Raw genomic sequence first — 22555 nt, 5'->3', positions numbered from 1 at the left:
GCGCTCGTTCCGCGCCCCGCCCGGCGGTGCGTCCGGGTCGGTCGGTCAGCCGGTCGGTCGGTCAGTCGGTCAGCCGCACTGCAGGCCGGTCTGGGCGCTCGCGACGGCCGTGTCGAGCTTCTGCAGGTCAGGGGTGAGCTTGGTCAGGGCATCGGCGCCGGTGGTGTCGCCGGGCAGGTCGTCGTACGTCTTCTTCAGGTCGTTGGTCGCGGTCTTGACCGCGTCCTTCTGGGCGGCGTTGAACTGCGCGGTGGACTCGGCGACGGTCTTCCAGTCGTCCTGGACGGCCTTGTGGGCGTCCTTGATCTGGTCCTTGGTGGCTGTCGCCGGGTCGAGCGCGCGCAACTTCGCGTTGTCGGCCTTGAGTTCGGTCAGACTGCTGCACAGCTTGTCGGTCGCGTCGTCGGTGGGCGCGGCGGCGAAGGCCGAGGCGGCCCCGCCGGCCACGAGAAGCGCTGCGGCGGCCGTGCTCACGGCCGTGGCGAGAAGTCGGTTCATCTGTGATGCACCCCTTCGGGGAAGACGCCCCCCCGGTCCAGCCCCCACTCGTTCCAAGCTGACACAGGGGCCCCGGGCCCGCATCCGCAGACCATCGGCATTCCGGACGAAAGAGCAGGTCAGCCCGGGTGTGCGACGCACCGAGTGACGGCGAACGCCTCCCGGGCAGATCCCGACGGGGGGCCGGCGGGCACAGTGCTAGCGTGCGGCCATGCGCACTCCCATCGGGCCGTTCGACAACGCCCTGCCCGCCCCCGATTGCCTCGCCGAGCTCACCCCGCCCGTGGCACGAGCGGTCGGCGGCTGGAAGGGAGACGTACCTGCCGCACAGATCCTCTACGTCGACACCGACCCGGCCATCGCCGACACCACCGCCTTCGTCGCGCACTTCGGCCGGGAACTGCTGGACCAGTCGGCGAACTGCGTGGTGGTGGCCGCCAAGCGCGGCGGCCAGACCACCTTGGCGGCCTGCCTGGTACCCTCCGCCGCCCGGGTCGACGTGAACGGCGCCGTCCGCCGTCATCTGGGGGCGCGCAAAGTCTCCTTCGCCCCGATGGAGACGACCGTGGAGCTGACGGGCATGGAGTACGGCGGCATCACCCCGCTGGGGCTTCCGGAAGACTGGCCCCTGCTGGTGGATACGGCCGTCCGTGACATGCCGTACGTGTTGATCGGCAGCGGGCGCCGCCGCGGGAAGCTCATCGCGCCCGGGAAGCTGTTCACGGAGATCCCCGGTGCGGAGCTCATCGAAGGCCTCGCCATCTGACGTACCCCTCCAACAGGGCGGCGGAGCCGCCCTGTTGGGGCGCTTCCGTCAGCTGCGGCGTGCGCAGGTCCAGGCCCCCATTCCCTGGATCTTGGCCAGCCTCCTCGCCGTGGCGATCTGCTCCGCCTTCGTGGCGAGATCGGCGCGCGGTGCGTACTTGCGGCCTCCCGCCGCCTTCCAGCTCGACTGGGTGAACTGCAGCCCGCCGTAATGGCCGTTGCCGGTGTTCGCCCGCCAATTCCCCCCGGATTCACACCGGGCGATGGCGTTCCAGTCGGGGCCCTGTTTGGAGTGGACCGCGGCGGCATGGGCCCCGGAGACGTCCAAGAGCGGAACTGCCAACACCGTCACCAAGAAAAGCAGTTGGGCGAACCTGCTCCGGCTTCGCCGGTCCTTCCGGTAGCGCGACATCAGTCCTCCTTCGCTGTTGGGGGCCATACCTGCCGCGAACAGCGGGCGGGCCCGCATACGACGACCCCGCCTTCGGGCCGTTGCCACAGCACAGCACGGACCGGTGCGCTTCCAGGCGCACTTACCACCATAAAAGGGACAACGCCACCCGAACGGACGCTCTACGCCCCTCGCGCGCCCACGAGTACTGGCTTCGTGGAGCACCGGCCGCCCCTTCCGCGGCATATCGGGGTCGGGGTGGGGCGAGCGCCCCCGGGTCGCACGAGCCGGGGGCGCCTTGGGGTTGTGCCGCTACGGCGCAGCCACCGGCATGACGTAGCCGAGCAGGCCCTCCTTCACATAGGGCCCTTCGCAGTCGGCCCTGCCGGAGACGAAGTGGTCGAACACGGAAGGTGCGTAGCATCGGTAGAGGGGGACCGAGCCCGGCACCGCCTTGGTGTACGCGTATCCGACCGCGCCGAGGGGCTGTTGGTTCTCGCACCCCGCGTCGGGGGTCAGCAGCGAGTGGTTCGCCACCTTGCACTCGTAGAGCCGGACCGTGCCGGGCGCGGGGTCCCGCAGCAGCTTCCAGACCCCCTCGTGGGTGAACCCTGCGGGCAAGGGGCGCGAGGACGCCAGGTGCCCGGCGTAAGGGCGGTGGCCTCGGACCAGCGGTACGTACGGGGTGGTGTGGCCGCCGGCTCCCACCCAGGTGCGCAGGTAGCCTTCGGCTCCCTGCATGAGTTCGTCCACCACGTCCTGGCCGCCGGTGACCCGGATGTCCTCGATCCAGTCGGGTACCAGGCCGTAGTGGGTGCCGCCGCCGTCGGTGTTGACGTCCCAGACGCGCGAGCCGGTGACCTGGCGGTCGAGGACCGAGCCTCCGTCGGGGCCGCGGAAGGGGTAGCGGACGGGGTTCCCGGCCGCCGCCCGGGGACCGGGGAGCCAGGCGAATCCGTTCATGTCGGTGCCGATCCCGTAGCCGGCACCGTACTTGGCGCGCAGGGCGGCGTGCCTGCGCGCCTCGGCGGTGAAGGCGGGCGCCTCGTACATGTGGCCCGTGATGAACCCGCCCAGGCGGTAGACCCGTTCGGTCCAGCTGTCGTCCATCCAGCCGTGGGTGGAGAGCACGCCGGAGTAGCGTTCGGCTTCGAGCACGCGCAGCGCCCGGTCGGCCGCCTTGACGCTCATGTGGTCGATCTCCAGCATCATGTTGCGCTTGGTCATGCCCAGCACCGCGTACTCGCCCAGTGCGGTCAGGCCCCGCCGGTTGCACTGAGCCCCCTGCAAGGAGGCTCCGTACTGCGGCAGTTCGGCACCTTCCGGCAGGGCGTCCCGGATCCGGGCCTCCGCCTCCGCCCGGGAAGTGCCGGTGTTCTCGGCCGTCACGGCGGCGCCCGCCTCCGCGTGGCCCTCGGCGGCCAGTCCGAAGCCGATCGGGTTGTCGTGCTCGGCGCCGGGGCAGGGCTCCGTGCTCCAGAAGGTGCCCGTCGACAGGAACTGGCCGACGTTGATGGCCATGCCCTGGGTGCCCGAGTCGAAGCGGACGCCGCACAGGGCGTTGTCGAACTTGTGGCACAGGAACATGCTGCGCACGCCCAGCCGGTGCAGTTCGTCGAGGCCGCGGTCGATGTCGGCCATGGTGCAGCGGGCACCGTCCAGCACCTGCTTGCAGCCGAACGGTTCGGAGGTCTCCACCCCGAGGACGACGGCGAGCTTGCCCTCCTGGATGACCTTGCGGGCCTGGTCGGGCTCGGTGACGACCCGGAACCAGCCCTTGCCGGCGCCTCCGTACATGGCGTCGACGTAATCCTGGAGCTCGTACGTCTTCTGGATCTGGAGCCTGATCGCGGTCATCTCGTCGCAGCCGCGGTCCTTGAAGAAGTAGAGCGAGCAGATGACGTCGTTGGTGACCATGTCGTTCACCAGGATCCGCTGGCCGCCCCGCCAGGCCCGCTCCACCCAGGCGTAGTACGTCTGCTGGTGGGTGGAGGAGTCGTGGGCCGGCCAGTCGCGGAACGTCGGCCAGCCGGTCGGGTCGTGTCGGCCGTCACCACCCTTGGTGATCATGTCGAAGAGGGCGAGGACGCCGTTCGGGTAGTGCTCCGGGCAGTCCTTGAGGGCGTCCGCCGCCCCCGCCGTGGAGAAGACCTTTCCGCAGACCAGACGCCCTCCGAAGCCCTCGTTGGACATCAGGTGGACGTGCCCGTCGACGTAGCCGCGGACCCGGCCTTGGGCGTCGGTCCCGGTGAACGGTTCCCCCGTGACGTTGACCTGCGAGTCCGGGGCCGGGCGCGCCACGGGCTCCCACCACTGCGGGCCCGCCGACGCGCCGGCGGTCGAGGGGCCGAGCAGCACGGTGACCAGTGCGAGGACCAGGCCGGTTAACAGGTACCGGCTTCGCCCGAGGGCTCTTCGTCGGTTCATCCCCATCCCTTTCTCCTTTTCTCGTTCACGAGGCGTTCATGACATGACGTGGGCACGGATCAGGGCCAGGTAGTCGGCCGCCAAGCGATGGCAGTCGCCGGGCCACCGCGCGGAGACGTAGTTGCCGTCCGTGACGGTGAAGCCGCGTCCGGGCCGGGCGGCGCTGTCGCGGACGGGCAGCGGCGGGCCGGCGAGGAAGTGGGCCGGATCGGCGAGCGCCGCGGTGACCTCCTGCTGAACGGTGGTGCGGTAGGTGCGGTAGTAGCGCCCCAGCCAGAGCCGGGTGAGGTTCCACCCGGTCAGCTCCAGCAAGGACGTCAGGGCCGTCGTCCGTCGGCCGTGGAGGACCGAGCGCCCGGTGGCGGGATCCTTGGCCCGCGCGGCGAGCAGCACTCCGTGGCAGACGGCCCCCACCGGCAGCCCCTGGGTGAAGACCCGGGCGAACAGGTACTGGGCGGTGGCGTCCTCGAGCAGCGTGCGCATGCCCGCGGCGTGGCCGCCGGGGACGAACAGGCCCGTGATGTCGGCCGGGTCCACCTCCTTGTAGGAGGAGGGGGCGAGGAAATGGGGGTCCTCGGTGAGGTCCCGGTAGGCGGCGAGCTCGGCGCGGCGGGTCATCAGCCACGGTGACAGCCAGGAGAAGCCGAGGTCCGTGAGCCGGGGGTCGGCGTATGCAGCCCTGCCGTCCGGGGTCGCGAACCGCACCTCGAAGCCGGCGTCCCGCAGCGCCGCCCAGGGCACGGCCGCCTCGGTGGGGTCGTAGTCGCCCGCGGGGAGCAGGAAGAGAATCACGGCGTACTCCTCTGAGCGGTGGTGATCGGGACGGCGACGAGGGCAGCACGCTTCCCCGGCGCTGCGGAGGCCCTGAGCCCCTCGCTGCCCGCAGGCCGACCTTAGGAGCGGCCCGCGGCCCCGTCATTGACTCCGGCGGCCAACCCGTTGACTCTCCGGACCCGCCCCGGCAGTCGTCCCGCGGGCCGTGTCGCCGAGCCGGTGTCGAGGGGCCGGTGTTGAGGGGCCGGTGTTGAGGGGCCGGTGTTGAGGGGGCGGTGTTGACGGGGGCGGTGCGCCCGCATTGACTGACCGACGTGTCAGCCATCGAGCCGCCCTCCGTCACCGCGTGCTACGCCCTCGCCGTCCTGAGCGCCACCGCGGAGGGCGCCGACGGGTCGGCTTCCTGGAGCTTGCCCACGGACCGGCTGGAGTTCGGCGAGATGCGCGCCCTGTGGGACGAAGTGCTCGGCGCCGTGGGCGCCGGCCCGCACACCGGGCTCCTCGTGGGTGACCGCATCAGGCCCGAGGGCCTGCACATCCTGGGCCACCTCGTCCTCACCTGCGCCAGCCTCGCGGACGCCGCGCAGGCGGCCGAGCGCTACCACCCCCTGGTGAGCCAGGCGGGCACGGTGACCCTGCACCGCGACGGCGGCGTCGGCCGGGTCTGTTACCGGCCGACCGTCGCCCCTGCGGCCATGCACCCCCAGCAGGTGGAGGCGGTCGTCAGCAGCATGGTGCGGGCGGGCCGCTGGATCGCCGGCGACGGCTGGGCTCCCCTGGCCGTGTCGTTCGCCCACCCGCGCAGGGGCGCGGCGGAGCCGTACACCGAGGTCCTCGGTTGTCCCGTCGCCTTCGACGCCCCGGAGACGGCGATCACGGTCGCCGACGAGGACCTCGACCGGCGCCGCCCCCTCTACGACCCGGCGCTCAACGCCCTGCACCGGTCCTACGCCGACCGGCTGCTGCACCAGCTGTCCGCCGCCGGGACCGTCGCCGAGCGCGTACGGCAGTGGCTGGAGGACGCCTCGCTCGAGGCCGCGGGCCCCGAGGGCCCCGCCGGGGAGCTCAGCCTCAGCGTCCGCACCCTGCGCAGGGCCCTGCACGCGGAGGGCACGTCGTGGCGCGCGCTCCTCGACACCGCCCGCCACGGCCGGGCCGGGCGGCTGCTGGAGACCACCGACCTGCCGCTGGACCGGATCGCGCCGCTCGTCGGCCTGAGCGGCGCCACGGCCTTGGTCCGTGCCTTCACCCGGTGGGAGGGCATGCCTCCCGGGGCGTACCGGACCAGGCACCGGCCCGCATCCGCTGATCGCGCCGGGGCCGTCGGCGGTGAGGAGGGTGACCGCGGGTGAGGAGGGTCACCGCGGGCGGCGCCCCGGACGGCCGCCCCCGTTGCTAGATTGTCCGGCGGCCGACCCGAGGCCCCGGACGAGATGCGCCGTACCCGGTTACGCACGACGACGCGCGAGGTGCCGCACGAGCGGCGCCTTCCGCTGTCCGCGCCCGGGCAGCGTCCTCGTCGAGCAAGATGGGCCGAACGCCATGACCGTGCCACTCACCCGCAGCCTGTACCGGACGACCGCGCACGCCGCCGGGGGCCGTACCGGGTCGGTCCGCACCGACGACGGGCGCCTGGACGTCCGCCTCGCCCCGCCGCGCAAGAAGGTCCCGGGCACCACCAACCCCGAGCAGCTCTTCGCGGCCGGTTTCGCCGCCTGCTTCACCTCCGCGCTCGCGGAGGTCGCCGCCGAGTTCGGGGCGGACGCCTCCGCCGCGCGCGTGGCCTGCGAAGTACAGCTCGGCACCACGGACACGCCCGCGGGCTACGGCCTCGCGGTGGCCCTCACCGTCAGCCTGCCCGGGTGGCGGGCCGCGGACCTGCAGCCGCTGCTGCACCGGGCGGACGCGGTATGCCCCTACTCGCAGGCGGTACGCGGCAACGTACCGCTGACGCTCCTGGCGGTGGACGACCCCGCCCCCGGTGACGGGGCCTGAGCCCGGCGCGACGCGGACGGACACCGTCGGCTGCCGGCCGGGCACCGCTCGGGCGGATACGGTGACGGCATGAGCGGATCCCGGCGCCTCGTGCGCACCTGGGAGGTCTTCCCCGGCTCGGGTTGCTCGACCGCGTGGGTCGACCTCGGTCAGGGCGCCCTGACCGCCCGCGGGCGCGCCGTCGGTCTGGACCCCGAGCCGTACTGGCTGGCGTACGCGCTCGAAACGTCCGACGGCTACGTGACCTCGCGCCTCCACGTGACGGTCGAGTCGGCGGCGTCGACCCGCGAGCTGGACCTGCGGCGCGACTGCGGACGCTGGACCGTGGACGGCGCGTACCGCCCCGATCTCGACGGCGCGCTCGACTGCGATCTGGGCCTCTGCCCCCTGACCAACACCATGCCCGTGCTCCGCCACGGCCTGCACCGGCGTCCCGGAACCGGACCGCACCACTTCCTCATGGCCTGGGTCTCGGTCCCGGACCTCGCCGTCAGTGCGAACCGGCAGACGTACACGCATCTCGCGCGCGCCGAGCACGGCGCGCGCGTGCGCTACGAGTCCGACGGCTTCCGCGCGGACGTCGACTTCGACGAGGACGGCCTGGTCCTGGACTACCCCTCCTTGGCGGCCTCGCTCACAGCATGACGTGCTTGACCTGGGTGTAGTCCAGGAGGCCCGACAGGGAGAGGTCGCTGCCGTAGCCGGAGTGTTTGACTCCGCCGTGTGGCATCTCGGAGACCGTGGTGCCGTGGGTGTTCACCCAGACGATTCCGGTGTGCAGGGCGCGGGTGGCGCGCATCGCGCGGTCGTGGTCGGTGGTCCATACGCTCGCGGCCAGGCCGAAGCGCACTCCGTTGGCGAGGTGCAGGGCCTCGGCCTCGTCCGCGAAGGACTGGACGGTCACGACGGGTCCGAAGATCTCCTCCTGCACGATCTCGTCGTCCTGGCGGACGCCCGCGACCACGGTGGGCTCGTGGAAGAAGCCGGGGCGCGGGAGCCGGCTACCGCCGGTGACGATCCCGGCGTGGGCCGGCAGGCGGTCCAGAATCCCCTGTACGGAGGCCAGTTGGGCGGTGTTGTTGAGGGGGCCGAAGTCGGCGCCGGCGCGGAGCCCGGCCGCCCGGGCGGCGAAGGCCGCGAGGAACGCGTCGTGGATCCGGCGGTGGACCAAGATCCGGGTGGGTGCGGTGCAGTCCTGGCCGGCGTTGTAGAAGGCGACCGCCGCGAGCGCGGTGGCGGTGGCCTCGACGTCCACGTCCTCGTGGACGATGACGGGTGCGTTGCCGCCGAGTTCCAGGTGGACCCGTTTGAGGCCGGCCGCGGCGGCTGCCGCGATCTCCTGCCCGGCGCGGACGCTGCCGGTGACGGCGATCAGGGCGACCGCCGGATGGGCGGTGAGGGCGCGGCCGGTGTCGCGGTCCCCGCAGACGACGTTGAGCACGCCCGGCGGCAGGTGGTCCGCGGCGATCCGGGCCAGGAGCACGGACGAGGAGGGGGTGGTGTCGGCGGGCTTGAGCACGGTGGTGTTGCCCGCGGCGATGGCCGGAGCGATCTTCCATGCGGCCATCATCAGCGGGTAGTTCCAGGGGGTGATCTGGGCGCAGACCCCGACCGGTTCACGGCGTAGCAGGGAGGTGCGTCCTTCCGTGTACTCGGCCGCGGCGGCGCCCGGGAGGTTCCGGGCGGCTCCGGCGAAGTAGCGGAAGGTGTCGGCGATCCCGGGCAGCTCGTCGTCCCTGAACTGCTCGGCGGGCTTGCCGGTGTCCCCGGTCTCGGCGGCCGTGAAGGCCTCCGCGTGCGCCTCGATGGCGTCGGCGATGCCGAGGAGGGCGCGCTGCCGGACTGCCGGGGTGGTGGTGGACCAGTGCCCGTACGCGGCGGCCGCCGCGAAGCAGGCCGCGTCCGCGTCGGCGGGGCCCGAGCGCGGGGCGTGGCGGTGCACGCGGCCGGTGGCGGGGTCGGTGAGGGCCATGGTTTCGCCCGAGGCCGCGGGCTGATCCACTCCCCCGATGTGGTTGTAGAGGGGCCCGATGTGATTGTGCAGGGGCTCGCCGTGGTCGTGCGGGGCGTCAGCCACGGCGCAGGGCCTCCTCGGCGGCGGCGCGTCCGGTGCGGACGGCGCCTTCCATGTAGCCGGCCACCCACTGGTCGGACCCGCAGACGTAGAAGGGGGGTTCGTGGGCGCCGTGCCGGGGGCCGACGGCCATGACGTCACCGGGGGTCCACTGGGTGACGTACCCCTGGGTCCACGGGTCGGTGCCCCACATCCGGATGAACGTGGCGAGCGGCCGGTGCGCCTCGTCTCCGTAGAGGCGCGCGATGTCGGCCAGCAGTTCGGCGGTGCGCCGGTGGGCGGGCGCGCCGAGGAGGACGCCGTAGCGTTCGGGCGGGACGAGGGCGGAGAGGATGCCTTCGCTCTGCGGCCAGGTGCTGCCGAGGAGGCCTTCGCTTTCGGAGAGGCCGCTGAGGCCCTGGTCGCGCCAGAAGGGTCGGGCGTATGCGGCGGTGAACTTGGCTGCGAGAGCGTGGCGTTGGCGGTGCAGGGAGGAGAGGCGTTCTTCGGAGACCCCGGTGACGGCGACCGAGCGGAGCGGGCCGACCGGGAGGGCGCTGACCACGACGGCGGCGGTGAGGGTTTCGCCGCCGGCCAGGCGTACGGAGCTGCGGCCGGGCCGCCGTATCGCGACCTCCTCGACGGGGGATCCCGTACGGATCCGGCCACCGAGGGCCTCGGCCATGCGCAGGGCCACGGTCGCCGAGCCCTCGGCCACGCGCAGGCCCTCCCACGCCTCGTACTCGTAGTGGCCGGTGCCGGGTACGGCGGCGTGTTTGCGGAGGGCGGCGAGCAGCGAGGTCCGTTCGCAGGAGCCGTCGGCGAGGGCGAGTTGGCCGATCTCCCAGAGGCGTACGACGGCCCGGGTGGCGCCCTGGGCGCGGAGCCAGTCGCCGACGGACAGCCGGTCGAGGTGCGCGGCTTCGGGGTGGGACCAGGGGTCGGCCGGGTCGACGCCGGCGGCGAGCGCCGTGAAGGCGTCGGTGACCTTGGCGTGGCAGGAGTCGTCGCCGGGGCCGAACCAGTGGGGCGGGTCCGCGGCGGAGACTCCTTCGGGGGTGGCGCGGGTGAGGGCGCCGGGCTCGGCGACGTAGCTGGGGACCAGGGTGAGGCCCAGTTCCGCGGCCAGAGCGGTGTAGGCGGTGTGGGCCCGGCCCACCACCTCCCCGCCGAGCTGGACCAGCCGGCCGTCGGGGAGGGTGGTCTGCTCGACGCGTCCGCCGACGCGGTCCCGGGCCTCGACGACGAGGACGTCGGCCCCGCCCGCGGCCAGGTCGCGCGCGGCGGCGAGACCTGCCAGTCCGGCGCCGAGCACGATGACGTCGTGGTTCATGGGGTGTGCTTCCTTCGGTCGGTGCCGGATGGCAGCAGGGGGCGGGGCTCTGGGGTGCGGGCCCGCTGGGGGGACAGGGCCGCTGCGGATGCACGGCCGCCGGCGATGCACGGCCGCTGGGGATCGGTCAGTCGAGGACCAGGCAGTGTTCGGGGTTCCAGCCGATCTCGACCTGCTCGCCACCGCTCCAGCGGTCCTCCATACGGGACCGGACGGTGTTCTGCTCCAGCACGGACACCGTGACGCCGGGGGCCAGTTCGATGAGGTAGGTGGTGGTCGGGCCGCAGTACACGGTCTCCCGGACGACTCCGCTGACCTGGGCCATGCCCGGTTCGAAGCCGGAGAGCCAGATCTTCTCCGGACGGATCGAGAGGCTGACCCGGCTGCCGTCGGGGACGCCGGACCGGGGACCCACGGGCAGGGCGGGGCCCTGGTCGAGGACGACGCGGCCGGAGCGATAGGTGCCCGGGACCAGGTTGGAGGTCCCCATGAAGGAGGCCACGAAGCTGCTCGTGGGGCGCTCGTACACGTCTTCCGGCGTGCCGCACTGCTCGATGCGGCCCTCGTTCATGACGGCGAGGCGGTCCGACATGGTCAGGGCCTCGTCCTGGTCGTGGGTGACGAAGACGAAGGTGATGCCGACCTCGCGCTGGATCTGCTTGAGCTCGACCTGCATCCGGCGGCGCAGTTTCAGGTCGAGGGCGGCCAGCGGCTCGTCCAGGAGCAGGACTTGGGGCCGGTTGACCAGGGCGCGGGCGAGGGCGACGCGCTGGCGCTGGCCGCCGGAGAGCGTGGGCGGTTTGCGGCCGGCCAGTTCCCCGAGCTGTACGAGGTCCAGCATGTCGCCGACCCGTTGGCGGATCTCGGCGCGGGGAACGCCGCTGCGCTTGAGGCCGAAGGCCACGTTGTCGGCGAGCGAGAGGTGGTCGAAGAGGGCGTAGCTCTGGAAGACGGTGTTGACGTTGCGCTTGTTGGGCGGCAGGCCCGTGACGTCCTCTCCGTCGAGCAGGACGCTGCCCTCCGTGGGGTCGACGAAGCCTCCCGTCATGCGCAGCAGGGTCGTCTTCCCGCAGCCGGAGGGGCCGAGGAGGGAGAAGAACTCGCCCGGGGCGATGTCGAGGGTGACGTCGTGGACGGCGTAGGTGTCCGTGTTGCGGTACTGCTTGGCGACCCGGTCGAGCCGGACTGCGGGGTTCGGGGCGGCGGGGTTCGGGGCGGCTGGGCGCAGGTCCGTAGGGTGCGGGTCGGCAGGGTTCGGGTCCGCCGGCGGATGCGGGTTCGGGTGCTGCATGGGTGTCACTTCCCCGGGAGCAGGTCGAGGCCGCCTCGGCGGCCGAAGAGGCGCGGGATGGAGAGGGCGAAGGCGATGAGGGCGATGGACCCGACGAGCATCAGGGTGCCGACGGCGTTGATGGTGGGCTGGACGCCGAACCTGATCGCCGAGTAGATGCGGACGGAGAGCGGTTGCGGGTCGACGCCGGTGGTGAAGTAGGCGAGGACGAAGTCGTCGAAGACCAGGGCGAAGATCAGCACTCCGGACGCGAGGATGCCGGGCAACAGCGCGGGCAGGGTCACCAGGCGCAGGGCCTGTCCGCGGGTGGCGCCGAGGTCCATCGCCGCCTCCTCGACCTCCGGATTGAGGGCGGCGATGCGGGAGCGCAGGATGACCGTGACGTAGGAGATGGAGAAGGTGACCTCGGCGAGCATCACGGTGGTGGTGGACAGGGTGATGCCGAGGCCCTTGAAGAGCATCATCGATGCGACGCCGGTGACGATCTCCGGGGTGATCAGCGGTACGAGCATGACCAAGCCGGCGAAGGAGCCGAGGCGGCTGCGGCCGCGGACCAGGCCCAGGGCGAGGGCCACGCCGAGGACGAGCGAGACGGTCATCGCGACCAGGGACACTCGCAGGCTCATGCCGAGCGAGCCGACGAGCACGTCATCGCGGAGGAACGCGCGGTACCAGCGCAGGCTCACCCCGTCGAAGACGGTGAGGGACTTCTGCGCGTTGAAGGAGAACAGGACGACGACGCCGACGGGGAGGTAGAGCAGCGCGAAGAAGACCGCGGTGACGGCGATGGCGAACCGGGGTCGGCGGTCGGCTCCGCGGCGCCGCCTCCTGCGCGGCGTACGAGGTGACGGTGCCGTACGAGGTGACGGTGCCGTACGGACCGACGGTGCCTTACGGAGAGCGGGGCGCGGGTTCATCGGACCGCCTCCGCCTCGTCCTTGCGGGTGCGCCTCAGGTAGCCGAGCATCCCGAGCAGCAGGACCGCCATCAGCAGGATGGTCAGGGCCGAGCCGAGCGGCCAGTTCTGGCCCTGGAAGAACTTGTCCTGGATCAGGTTGCCGATCATGATCTGGTCGGGGCCTCCCATGAGCTGTGCGCTGACGAAGTCGCCCATGGCGGGCAGGAAGACGAGGACGCAACCGGCCGCCGCGCCCTGGCGGGTGGCGGGCACGGTGACGAAGAAGAAGGTCCTCAAAGGACCGCCGTAGAGGTCCCGTCCGGCCTCGATGAGTGAGGTGTCCATGCGTTCCATGGCCGCGTACAGCGGGATGACCATGAAGACGACGAAGCCGTAGACGAGTCCGGCGATGACCCCCGGGGCGGTCTGGAGGATCTTGGTGTCGCCGTCGGCGAGCCCCATCGCGCGCAGGGCCCTCAGCACCGGCCCGTCGTCGGAGAGCACCACGGACCAGCCGTACATCCGTACCAGGTAGTTGGCGAAGAACGGGACGACGATCGCGGCGATCAGCAGGCTCTTGAACCGGCCGCCGCGCAGGGCGATGGCGTAGGCCACGGGGTAGGCCACGGCCAGGCAGATGAGGCAGGTGATCAGCGCGTAGCCGAGCGAGCGCAGCAGGACGGTGCGGTAGGCCGGATCGGCGAGCGCGGCGAAGTTCTCGAAGTTGAGCCCGAAGCGCGGGTTTCCGAGCGGGTCGGTGGTGCCGAGGGCGAGGGTGGCCACCAGGAGCAGGGACGCCACGAGGAACCCGGTCATCCAGAGGGTGCCCGGGAGCATGAACCAGGTCCACAGCCTCGCCTCCTTCCCGGCCCGTCCCCCGCGCGGCGGACGGGGCGGGACGGATCGACCCCGCGGACCCCGAAGATCAGGTCGTGACATGTCAGCCGGCCTTCACATCGGTCCAGGCGGCGTCGCGGTGCTGCTCGCCCTTGGCCGTGCCGTTGCGGAAGTAGAGGTCGTCCTTGAGGTCGGCCGCCGTCACCTGGCACTGGGGGAACGGCTCCACGAGCGCGGTGTACGCGTCCTCGCTGCCGCGGACCGGCATGGGGTAGCCGATGTACTCGATGTTCTTCTTCACGTTCTCCGGGCGGAGCATGTAGTCGATGAAGAGCATTGCGGTGCCGGGGTGCTGCGCGTTGGCGGGGATCGCGTAACAGTCGGAGTTGAGGGGGGCGCCCTCGCGGGCGACCTCGAAGCCGAAGACGGCGGGGTCCTCGGCCTGGGCGAGCATGGCTGCCATGTCCCCGCTCCACGCCTGCGTCATGTCGGCGTTGCCGTTGAGCAGGTTGTTGTAGCTGTCGCTGGAGAAGCCGCGCAGGCGGGGGCGGAGCGAGCGCAGGGTGTCGGTGACGCGCGCGAGATCGCCCTCGTCGTCGGTGGTGAGGTCGAGGCCGAGCTTGAGCGCGCCCATGCCGAGCACCTCGTCGCGGTCGTCGAGTACGAAGACCTTGCCCTTGGCCTGCTCGTTCCACAGGTCGTCCCAGGAACCGGTCAGGTCACCGAGCCGGTCGCGGCGCCAGCCGATGCCGGTCTTGTACATGGTGAAGGGCACGGTGTGCCGGGAGCGGGGGTCGTACCAGGGGTCGGCGAAGTAGTCGTAGCCGGCGAACACGGCCTCGGCGTTCTTCAGCCGGGTGTGGTCGATCGTCCGCAGCCTGCCCCCGGCGGCGAGGCGCTGGGACCATTTCGCCGTGGGGAAGATGATGTCGTACTGGTTCCCGGAGTTGAGCTTGGCGGCCATGCCTTCCATCGAGTCGAAGTTCGACTGGACGACCTTGACGCCGTACTCCTTCTCGAAGCCTTCGAAGACGGCCGGGTCGACGAAGTCGGCCCAGTTGAAGTAGACGAGGTCGCCGTCGACCTTGACGTCGATCGGCGTCTCCTCGGATGCCTTGCCGGCCGGGTCGTCACCGGACGCGAACCCGCAGCCTGCTGCCGCGAGGCCGAGTGCGGCGGCGGTACCGGCGCGGAGGAGGGAGCGTCTGGACAGGGGGTGTGCCTCGGGGGACATGCGGGGTCCTCTCCGTAGGGGGGCCGTGGGGAGACGGCTGGTGGGAAGACGTGCACGGGCGGAGGGTGGGGGGGCGGGGAAGGGCGGGGGAAGGGCAGGGGCAGGAGCAGGAGCAGGAGCAGGGCCAGGGGCAGGGGCAGGGGCAGGGGCAGGGGCAGGGGCGGGGCCAGGGGCACGAAACGTGCCTGTCTCAGGCGCGGTTCAGTGCTCGGCGTCGGCCGCGTCGGGATCCACGGCGGCGTCCAGGTCCGCCCGGATGCGGCCGGCGAACCATCCGACCGCCGCCTCGCGGCGGGACAGCGGGCCGGGCTCGAAGCCGGGGGTGGAGAGCCCCTTCTGTACGCGGGCGACCAGCTCGACGTCCTCGTCGTTGGTGATCCAGCCGATGTGGATGTTCAGGCGGCGGGCGATGCGGGTGCGCAGGCTCGTACCGCGACGGGTGTAGAACGCGCCGGGGACGGCGACCCGGTCCACCGCCGTCGGGATCGCGGTCCAGGCCAGGACGTGGTCGGGGTAGAAGTCGATGAGGGTGTTCGGGTAGATGACCGCGTAACGCCAGACCCGCCGGTCGGCTTCGGTGAGGCCGGGCATGGGGGCGGCGATGCGCTGGTAGAGGCGTTCGACCCAGTTCGAGGACGGCTTGTCCCGCAGGGGCGAGGCGAACAGCGCGTAGGACTCCTCGATCTCGCAGGTGTAGCCCTGGTAGTCGAGCAGCCGCATCAGCCCCGGGTGGGCCACCGGTACGTGGTAGCCCTCCAGGTAATTGTCGACCGTCACCTTCCAGTTGGCCTCCTGCACCTCGGCTGCGGCCAGGTCGTGGATCCGGGCGCGGCCGACCGGTGCCAGGTCGGCCCCGGCATAGTGGCCTACCGCCTCGGCGAGCCCGGCGCACTGCTGCGCCAGGGGCACGGCGTCGAGGTCGAGGTTGACGAACACAAAGCCGAGGAAGGATTCGACGCGGGCCGGGAACAGGCCGAGCGCGGGCTTGTCGAGGCAGGGGATCTGCCGCGCCTCCGGGGCTCCGACCAGGCTTCCGTCGAGGCGGTAGGTCCAGCCGTGGTAGGGGCAGCGGATCGCTTTCCCCTCCGGTTCGGGGGCGGTGACCAGGCGCGTTCCGCGGTGGCGGCACACGTTGAGGTGGGCGGCGAGGGTGCCGTCCTCGGTGCGGACGACGAGTACCTCGCGGCCGGCGACGGTGGCGGCGAGCCGGGCGCCCGGGTTCGGCAGGTCGGACTCGTGGCAGACGAGCTGCCAGGCCTTGGCGAAGACCTGCCGGATCTCCTCGGCGGCCGTGTCGGGATCGGTGTAGTAGCGGGCTGCCAGGGCGGGCCCGGGGACGTCCGGGACCGGCTGGTCGACCGGGGGCTTTTCGGGGGCTCTGGAGTGCATCGGGTGGCTCCTCCGTACCGGTGGTGCGGTGATCGGTCTCGGCGAGGGCATCGAGACGACCCGGCGGTGGGCAGCGGGCCGGGGCGGACGCCGAGGCCTTGCTGACCGATTGGACAGTCAGATTGCTGGCTGATTTCCGCCGGGTCAAGACTTGTACGCTGACCGATCGGTCAGCTAGCGTAATTCTCGTCGCTGCACCGGCGTTCGGCCCCTTCTGGGCCTTTTGTCGGCCGGATGCAGCCCCGCAGCCCCGGCACCCGCCCGGGCCCGCACCCCCTCCTCCTCCCCTGCCGCACGCCATCGGCGTCCCTGCGGTGAGCCCCGGGCATCCCCACACCGCCCCCGGCTCCCGGCACCGGCCCGGTCGCTCACGGCACCCCACTCCTCCCGGAGGCACGCATGAGCGGTCGTCGGCGTCTGGACTGGCTCGGGCTCACCCCCGAACCGGAGCGGGAACTGCCCGCTGCGGTCGCCGCCCTGCGCGCTTCCTCGCACCACCCCCCTACGGGGCCTGCGGGACCCACCGAACCCACGAAGCCCGCACCGCCGGCAGAGCTGATCGCCTCCGAGCAACGCCGCCTGGAGCGCCTGATCCTGCGGGGCAGCCGACGCGGCTGGCTGCGCTACCTGGCCGAGGTCACCGCGCTGGTGACCGCCGCGGCAAGCAGCCCCGGGCAGGGCGACCGCGTGGCCGCCCTGATCGCCGGCGAGGTGGTCCTCGACCACCACCACATGCTCATCGGCCTCCCGGGAACGGGATACGCCCGCACCGCCGCAGACCGCACCGCACTCGAGAGCGCCGTACGGACCCTGCGCGCCAACCCCCGGACAGGAAGCAGCCGATGACCACCATCCGATTCCCGACGGGACGGCCACCGGGCTCCGTACTCGGCGCCGTACGCGACTCCGTACTCGGCGCCGCGCCCGGCGCGGCCGAAGACCTCGAGGCGTACCTCGCCACCGGCGGCTACACCGACGCCACCGGCCCGGACGAGCTGCTGCGCCACCTCGCCGCATCCGGTCTGCGCGGGCGCGGCGGGGCCGGCTTCCCGGCCGCCGTCAAGCTTCGCTCCGTCCGCGAGCGCGGCGGCGTCCCGGTGGTGGTGGCGAACGGCGAGGAGGGTGAGCCCGGTTCGGTCAAGGACCGCTGGCTGCTGCGGGCCAGGCCCCATCTGGTGCTCGACGGCCTCGCCCGCGCCGCGGCGGTCACCGGCGCCGTACGCGGCTACGTCTACCTCTCGGACCCGGTGGCCGCCGACCGCGTCCGCCGGGCCCTCGCCGAACGGGATCCGTGCCTGCCCGTCGAGGTCGTCGAGACCGCCCACACCTACGTCGCCGGGGAGGAGAGCGCGGTCGTCCGCCGGATCGACGGCGGGCCGGCCCTGCCCACGTCCAAGCCGCCCCGCCCCTTCGAGCGCGGTGTCGGCGGCGCGCCGACCCTGGTGTCCAACGTCGAGACGCTCGCCCGCATCGCCCTCACCGCCGCCCTCCCCGGCCTGCGGCAGGCGATCGCCCGGTCCACCCTGGTGACCCTGTCCGGCGGGAGCGCGACTCCCGTCCTCACCGAGGTCCCCTACGGAGTCCCCCTGCGCACGCTGGCCGCCGAGCTCGGCGCCCCGGACGCGGCCGGGGCGCTGATGGGCGGCCTGTTCGGCGGGCTCGTCGACGCCCGCACCCTGGACCTCCCGCTCGAACCCGGCGCGCTCGCCGCGGCGGGCACCGCGCTGGGCTGCGGAGCGATCCGCTTCCTCGCCGCCGGAGCCTGCCCGGTGAGCACCGCCGCCGACGCCGTCGGTCACCTCGCGGCGGAGAGCGCACGGCAGTGCGGGGTCTGCGTCTCGGGCACCGCGGCGGTCCGCGACGCCGTGTACGCCCTCGCCGCGGGGACTGCCGGACCCGACACCCTCGTTCACCTGGACCGGTGGTCGCGGGGCCTGCCCGGGCGCGGCGCGTGCGGCCTGCTCGACGCCGCAGCGGGCCTGGCCGGCAGCCTCCTGCGCGCCTTCCCCGAACTCGTCCGGTCCCATCTGCGCGGGCCCTGTCCCGGCTGCGCCTCTTCGCCCGCGAGCGGTCCCGGGCACCGCCTCACCGTGGCCGTCCCGGACGTTTGCGACGCGGCCGCGGACGACCGGACCGAACCCCGCTTGCCCGCCCTGAAGGGAACACCGTGAAACTCCTGCTGGACTCCACCCGCTGCCAGGGCTACGGACTGTGCCAGGAACACGCACCGCACCTGGTCGAACTCGACGAGTGGGGCTACGCGAAGGTCCTCTCCGTCACCGTCCCGCCCGGCGCCGAGGAAGCGGCGCGCGCCTGCGCCGCGAGCTGCCCCAACTCCGCGCTCAGAGTGGAGAAGTGACATGGAACGTGATCTGAGCGCTCTCTTCGACCCCCGCTCGGTCGCCGTGGTCGGCGCCAGCGACGACCCGGCGAAGTACGGCCACGCGGTGGCCTCCCAGGCCTTGCGCGCCGACGGGCGGCGCCCGGTGCACCTGGTGAACCGGCGCGGCGGCACCGTCCTCGGCAGGCGGGCCGCCCCGTCCCTCGCCGCGATCGGCGAACCCGTCGAACTGGTGGTGATCTCCGTCCCCGGCAGCGGCTTCGAGACCGCCGTGGAAGAGGCCCTGGCCTGCGGGGCGAAGGCCATCGTCGGCATCACCGCCGGCTTCGCCGAAGCCGGCCCGGAGGGAGCGGCCCGGCAGCGCGCGATCGTCGCCCGGGTCCGGGCGGCCGGAGCCGTGCTCGTCGGACCCAACTGCCTGGGCATCGCCGACAACACGACCGAGCTGTACCTCGCCTCGGACCGTTTCGCACCCGGCGGCGTCGCCCTGCTGAGCCAGAGCGGCAACCTGGCCCTCGAACTCCAGCTCCGCGGCGCTCCGCACGGCCTGGGCTTCTCCCGGTTCGTCTCCCTCGGCAACCAGGCCGACGTCACCCTCGTCGACCTCGTCGAGGACTGTGCCCGCCACGAGGCCACCACGGCGATCGCCGTGTACGCCGAGGACTTCGGCGACGGCAGGGCCTTCGCCCGGGCCGCCGCCGCAGCGGGCAAGCCGGTGGTCCTGCTCACCGCCGGGCGCGGCTCCGCCTCGGCCCGCAGCGCCCGGTCGCACACCGGGGCGCTCACCACATCGGCCGATGTCGTGGCTGCCGCCTGCCGCGACGCGGGGGTGGAACTCGTGCGCACGCCGAGGGAGATGACCGTCGTACTGGCCGCCGTGAGCAGCCGCCCCGGGCCTCGTACGGGAGGGGGCCGGACCGCGGTCTTCACCGACGGCGGCGGCCACGGGGCGATCGCGGCGGACGCCGTCGAGGACGCCGGGCTCGACGTGCCGGAGCTCGCAGAGGCGACCCAGGCAGGCCTGCGGACCGTGCTGTGGCAGCAGTCGGCGGTCGCCAATCCGGTCGACCTGGCGGGGATGGGCGAGCAGGAGCCCCTGTCGTACGCCGACACGGTCGGGCACCTGCTCGCCGCCGACGAGGTCGACGCCGTCCTGATGACGGGCTACTTCGGCGGGTACGCGGCCTCCGAGGGCGGCCTGGGCGGCGGGCAGGCGGGCGGCTCCGCGCTCGCGGAGGGGGAGGCGCGGGCCGCCGAGAAGATCGTCACGCACGTCGCGGGCTCCTCGAAGCCCCTGGTGGTGCAGTCGATGTATCCGGGGTCGCCGAGCTGCCGGGTACTGGCCGGGGCCGGGATACCCGTGTTCGCCGCCACCGAGGACGCCGCCCGCGCGCTGTCGGCGATGACCGGCCGCGCACCGGGCTCCGTACCGGGGCTCCCCGCGCTGCCCGCTGCCGTCGCAGCGTTGCGGGATCCGGGGTACCACGGGGTACGCGTCCTGCTCGGCGCCGCCGGGGTGCCGTTCCCGGCCGCGCGGGAGGTCACCGACGAGGCCGGAGTCCTGGCCGCGGCCGGGGAGTTCGAGGGCCCGTACGTACTGAAGGCCCTGCACCTCCTGCACAAGTCCGACGCGGGTGGCGTGGCGCTGCACCTGGCGGATCGGGACGCGCTCCTCGCCGCCTACCGGGACATGCGCGCCCGGCTCGGCGCAGGCTCGTACTCGGTCGAAGCGATGGCGGACCTCTCGGACGGCATCGAGCTGATCGTGGGCGTGAACCGCGACCCCCGGTTCGGACCGGTGGCCATGGTCGGGCTCGGCGGGGTCCTCACCGAGACCCTGCGCGACGTGGCCTTCGCGCTGGCGCCCGTACCGGCGGTGCGGGCCGAGGAGTTGCTGCGGGGGCTGCGGACCGCGGCCCTGCTCGCGGGCGTCCGCGGCAGGCCGGCCGTCGACGTGGCCGCCGCGGCAGCCGTGATCGAACGCATCACGACGGTGGCCGCCGCGCATCCGGAGATCGCAGAGCTGGAGGTCAACCCCCTGCTGGTCCGCCCGGACGGCGCCTTGGCGCTCGACGCACGGGCCGTCCTGGGCTGACCGACCGGCCCGCCCTCCCGCACCTCTCACATCCCTTCCGTCCCTTCAGACCCTTCCGTCCCTTCCGACCCTTCCGACCCTTCCGTACCGGAGAACGTCATGGACTTCCGCTACACGCCCGAGCAGGCCGACCTCAAGGCCCGCGCCGCCGCCTACGCACAGCTCCTGATGGGATACGAGGACCAGTCCGAGGAAGCGGGCGGCCCCCTGCCCGCCGCGACGGTCCGCGAACTGACCCGCGCCGCCATGGACGCCGGCGTCTACGCGATCAACATGCCCGCAGCCTGGGGCGGGGCCGGCCTGTCCCTGCTGGACCAGGTCATCGTCGAGGAGGAGTTCGGCAAGGTCACCAACTGCCTCTGGGACATCCCCTGGCGGCCCGCGAACGTCCTCGCCCACGGCACCGAGGAACAGCGCGAGAAGTACCTCCTGCCCGTCATCCGGGGCGAGCGGTTCGACGCGTTCGCGGTCACCGAACCCGGTGCCGGCTCGGACCCCGGCTCGTGCACGAGCACCGCGACCCGCACCGAGGGCGGCTGGCTGCTGAACGGCGAGAAGTGGTTCGTGACCTGCGGTGACATCGCCGACTTCCTGCTGGTGCAGGCCGATGCGGGCCCGGAGCGGGCGGCAACCCTGTTCTTCGTGGACAAGGGGGCGGCGGGCGTCGAGATGACCCGGGTCCCCCGCTTCATGCACTCCGCGGTGAACGGGCACCCCGAGTTCACCTTCACCGACGTCTTCGTCGCCGACGAGGACGTGCTCGGCGGTGTCGGCAACGGCTACGAGCTGACGAAGGAATGGTTCACGGACGAGAGGCTGATGATCGCGGCACGGACCGTCGGAGCCGCGGAGCGGGCCCTGGAACTCGCCCGCGACTGGTCGGTGCGGCGCCGCCAGTTCGGCTCGCCCATCGCCGACTTCCAGCTGATCCAGGGCATGCTCGCCGACTGCGCCGTCGACATCGCCGTCAACCGCGCCTACACCCACCAGGTCGCCTGGGAAGCCGACCAGCCGCACACCGACCCCAAGACCCTGCACGCCAAGGCGTCCACGGCCAAGCTCGCCGCGAGCGAGGCCGCGGGACGGGTCATCGACCGGTGCGTGCAGATCTTCGGGGGCCGCGGCTACGACCGCTCGTACCCCGTCGAGCGGATGTACCGGGAACTGCGCGTCGACCGGATCTGGGAGGGGACCTCCGAGATCCAGCGCCTGATCATCGCGAACGAGCTCGTCAAGCGGGGTACGCGGGCACTCGCACTGCCCGGCCGCTCCTGACGGGTCCCCTTCGCCACGACGACCACCACCACCTGCCCCCTCACCCACGATCACGAGGACGAACAAGACATGGACTTCCGCCTCACCGCCCGTCAGGAAGAGCTCCGGGACGCGGCGCGCGCCCTCACCGGGTTCATCACGAAGTACGAGCTCGACTGCGAGGAGAACAACGGCCTGCCCCCGCAGGCCCACACCGAGATCCGCGACGCCGTCCTCGACAGCGGTCTCCAGGCCGTCAACATGCCCGTGGAGTGGGGCGGCGCCGGCCTGAGCATCCTGGAGCAGGTCACCGTCCAGGCCGAACTCGGCCGGCTCACCGGCGCCCTGTGGGACATGGTGTGGCGTCCGGCCAACGCACTGTCCTTCTGCACGCCGGAGCAGCGCGAGCGGTACCTCGTCCCGGTGATCCGGGGGCAGCGCCGCGACTGCTACGCGGTGAGCGAGCCGGAGGCCGGCTCCGACCCGCAGAGCCTGCGGACCACGGCGACGCGGACCGGGGACGGCGGCTGGGTGCTGAGCGGCGAGAAGTGGTTCGTCACCGTGGGCGACCACGCCGACTTCATGATCGTGCTCGCGGCCGCCGGGGAGGAGCGGGCACCGACCCTGTTCCTCGTCGACAAGGACACCCCGGGCATCGAGATGACCCGGGTGCCCCGCTGGATGCACACCTTCGTCTACGAGCACCCCGAGTTCACCTTCACCGATGTCCGTCTGCCCGCGGACGCCGTGCTCGGGGAGGTGGGCACCGGCTACGACATCACCCGCTCCTGGTTCACCGAGGAACGGCTGATGATCGCCGCGCGCACGATCGGAGCGGCGGAGCGGGCCCTCGAACTCGCCCGCGACTGGGCGGTCGAGCGCCGCCAGTTCGGCTCCCCCATCGCCGACTTCCAGCTGATCCAGGGCATGCTCGCCGACTGCGCCGTCGACATCGCCGTCAACCGCGCCTACACCCACCC

Annotated in this window: 21 protein-coding genes and 1 riboswitch; of the genes, 10 read left to right on the top strand and 11 right to left on the bottom strand. The window is 72.6% G+C overall.

The window, feature by feature from the left end:
• Positions 1-69 precede the first annotated feature (69 nt).
• Positions 70-498, bottom strand: a complete 429-nt coding sequence (locus ACFVX6_RS28795; protein ID WP_389696287.1) for a hypothetical protein — start codon at positions 496-498, stop codon at positions 70-72.
• Positions 499-709: 211 nt separating this feature from the next.
• On the opposite strand from ACFVX6_RS28795, the gene ACFVX6_RS28790 reads away from it, so the two are divergent.
• Positions 710-1264, top strand: a complete 555-nt coding sequence (locus ACFVX6_RS28790) for a YbaK/EbsC family protein (RefSeq protein WP_389696285.1) — start codon at positions 710-712, stop codon at positions 1262-1264.
• Positions 1265-1312: 48 nt separating this feature from the next.
• On the opposite strand, the gene ACFVX6_RS28785 is transcribed toward ACFVX6_RS28790, so the two are convergent.
• The 3 genes from ACFVX6_RS28785 to ACFVX6_RS28775 all read right to left on the bottom strand — a co-directional run bounded on the left by ACFVX6_RS28785 (position 1313) and on the right by ACFVX6_RS28775 (position 4873).
• Complete coding sequence (locus ACFVX6_RS28785) at positions 1313-1675, bottom strand: transglycosylase family protein (protein WP_389696283.1); 363 nt, start codon at positions 1673-1675, stop codon at positions 1313-1315.
• 291 nt (positions 1676-1966) lie between these two features.
• The gene (locus ACFVX6_RS28780; RefSeq protein WP_389696281.1) at positions 1967-4081 is read right to left on the bottom strand and encodes a hypothetical protein; all 2115 of its coding nucleotides are present in this window, start codon (positions 4079-4081) and stop codon (positions 1967-1969) included.
• A 36-nt stretch (positions 4082-4117) separates the two neighbouring features.
• A complete protein-coding gene (locus ACFVX6_RS28775; RefSeq protein WP_389696279.1) occupies positions 4118-4873 on the bottom strand; it encodes a type 1 glutamine amidotransferase domain-containing protein in 756 nt (251 codons plus the stop codon).
• A 296-nt stretch (positions 4874-5169) separates the two neighbouring features.
• On the opposite strand from ACFVX6_RS28775, the gene ACFVX6_RS28770 reads away from it, so the two are divergent.
• The 3 genes from ACFVX6_RS28770 (at position 5170) to ACFVX6_RS28760 (ending at position 7495) form a co-directional block, all read left to right on the top strand.
• Positions 5170-6207 (top strand): AraC family transcriptional regulator ligand-binding domain-containing protein, encoded by a 1038-nt coding sequence (locus ACFVX6_RS28770; RefSeq protein WP_389696277.1) that lies wholly within the window; start codon positions 5170-5172, stop codon positions 6205-6207.
• 46 nt (positions 6208-6253) lie between these two features.
• Positions 6254-6322: riboswitch (guanidine-III (ykkC-III) riboswitch) on the top strand.
• 75 nt (positions 6323-6397) lie between these two features.
• Entirely contained in the window at positions 6398-6850 is a 453-nt protein-coding gene (locus ACFVX6_RS28765) for an Ohr family peroxiredoxin (RefSeq protein WP_389696275.1), read from the top strand.
• Positions 6851-6919: 69 nt separating this feature from the next.
• Positions 6920-7495, top strand: a complete 576-nt coding sequence (locus tag ACFVX6_RS28760; protein WP_389696273.1) for a putative glycolipid-binding domain-containing protein — start codon at positions 6920-6922, stop codon at positions 7493-7495.
• Here the strand turns inward: ACFVX6_RS28760 and ACFVX6_RS28755 are convergent.
• From ACFVX6_RS28755 to ACFVX6_RS28725, 7 genes are all read right to left on the bottom strand, one after another.
• Complete coding sequence (locus ACFVX6_RS28755; protein ID WP_389696337.1) at positions 7485-8894, bottom strand: aminobutyraldehyde dehydrogenase; 1410 nt, start codon at positions 8892-8894, stop codon at positions 7485-7487. The two genes, ACFVX6_RS28760 and ACFVX6_RS28755, sit on opposite strands and share 11 nt — an antisense overlap.
• 25 nt (positions 8895-8919) lie before the next feature.
• Positions 8920-10236: a flavin monoamine oxidase family protein gene (locus ACFVX6_RS28750; RefSeq protein ID WP_389696271.1), complete on the bottom strand. Its 1317-nt coding sequence runs from the start codon at positions 10234-10236 to the stop codon at positions 8920-8922.
• A gap of 127 nt (positions 10237-10363) precedes the next feature.
• Entirely contained in the window at positions 10364-11527 is a 1164-nt protein-coding gene (locus ACFVX6_RS28745; RefSeq protein ID WP_389696269.1) for an ABC transporter ATP-binding protein, read from the bottom strand.
• A gap of 5 nt (positions 11528-11532) precedes the next feature.
• Complete coding sequence (locus tag ACFVX6_RS28740; RefSeq protein ID WP_389696267.1) at positions 11533-12444, bottom strand: ABC transporter permease; 912 nt, start codon at positions 12442-12444, stop codon at positions 11533-11535.
• Positions 12441-13262 (bottom strand): ABC transporter permease, encoded by an 822-nt coding sequence (locus ACFVX6_RS28735; RefSeq protein WP_389696265.1) that lies wholly within the window; start codon positions 13260-13262, stop codon positions 12441-12443. The genes ACFVX6_RS28740 and ACFVX6_RS28735 overlap by 4 nt, the downstream gene beginning before the upstream one ends.
• Positions 13263-13365: 103 nt before the next feature.
• A complete protein-coding gene (locus ACFVX6_RS28730) occupies positions 13366-14496 on the bottom strand; it encodes a spermidine/putrescine ABC transporter substrate-binding protein (RefSeq protein ID WP_389696263.1) in 1131 nt (376 codons plus the stop codon).
• A 201-nt stretch (positions 14497-14697) separates the two neighbouring features.
• A complete protein-coding gene (locus ACFVX6_RS28725) occupies positions 14698-15885 on the bottom strand; it encodes an aromatic ring-hydroxylating dioxygenase subunit alpha (protein ID WP_389696261.1) in 1188 nt (395 codons plus the stop codon).
• Positions 15886-16284: 399 nt separating this feature from the next.
• Between ACFVX6_RS28725 and ACFVX6_RS28720 the strand changes: the two genes are divergently transcribed.
• The 6 genes from ACFVX6_RS28720 to ACFVX6_RS28695 all read left to right on the top strand — a co-directional run.
• Entirely contained in the window at positions 16285-16731 is a 447-nt protein-coding gene (locus tag ACFVX6_RS28720) for a hypothetical protein (protein ID WP_389696259.1), read from the top strand.
• Complete coding sequence (locus ACFVX6_RS28715) at positions 16728-18056, top strand: NADH-ubiquinone oxidoreductase-F iron-sulfur binding region domain-containing protein (RefSeq protein WP_389696257.1); 1329 nt, start codon at positions 16728-16730, stop codon at positions 18054-18056. Before ACFVX6_RS28720 ends, ACFVX6_RS28715 begins: the two co-directional genes overlap by 4 nt.
• Positions 18053-18244, top strand: a complete 192-nt coding sequence (locus ACFVX6_RS28710; protein ID WP_389696255.1) for a ferredoxin — start codon at positions 18053-18055, stop codon at positions 18242-18244. The genes ACFVX6_RS28715 and ACFVX6_RS28710 overlap by 4 nt, the downstream gene beginning before the upstream one ends.
• A 1-nt stretch (position 18245) precedes the next feature.
• Entirely contained in the window at positions 18246-20321 is a 2076-nt protein-coding gene (locus ACFVX6_RS28705; protein WP_389696253.1) for an acetate--CoA ligase family protein, read from the top strand.
• A gap of 99 nt (positions 20322-20420) precedes the next feature.
• Positions 20421-21596 (top strand): acyl-CoA dehydrogenase family protein, encoded by a 1176-nt coding sequence (locus ACFVX6_RS28700; RefSeq protein WP_389696251.1) that lies wholly within the window; start codon positions 20421-20423, stop codon positions 21594-21596.
• Between the two features lie 69 nt (positions 21597-21665).
• Positions 21666-22555, top strand: an 890-nt coding sequence (locus ACFVX6_RS28695) for an acyl-CoA dehydrogenase family protein (protein WP_389696249.1), incomplete at its 3' end; no start/stop codon positions are given.

The sequence above is a fragment of the Streptomyces sp. NPDC058289 genome, from assembly GCF_042880975.1.
GTDB classification, from domain to species: domain Bacteria; phylum Actinomycetota; class Actinomycetes; order Streptomycetales; family Streptomycetaceae; genus Streptomyces; species Streptomyces stoeckheimensis.
This window is presented reverse-complemented; position numbering and strand designations above follow the sequence as displayed.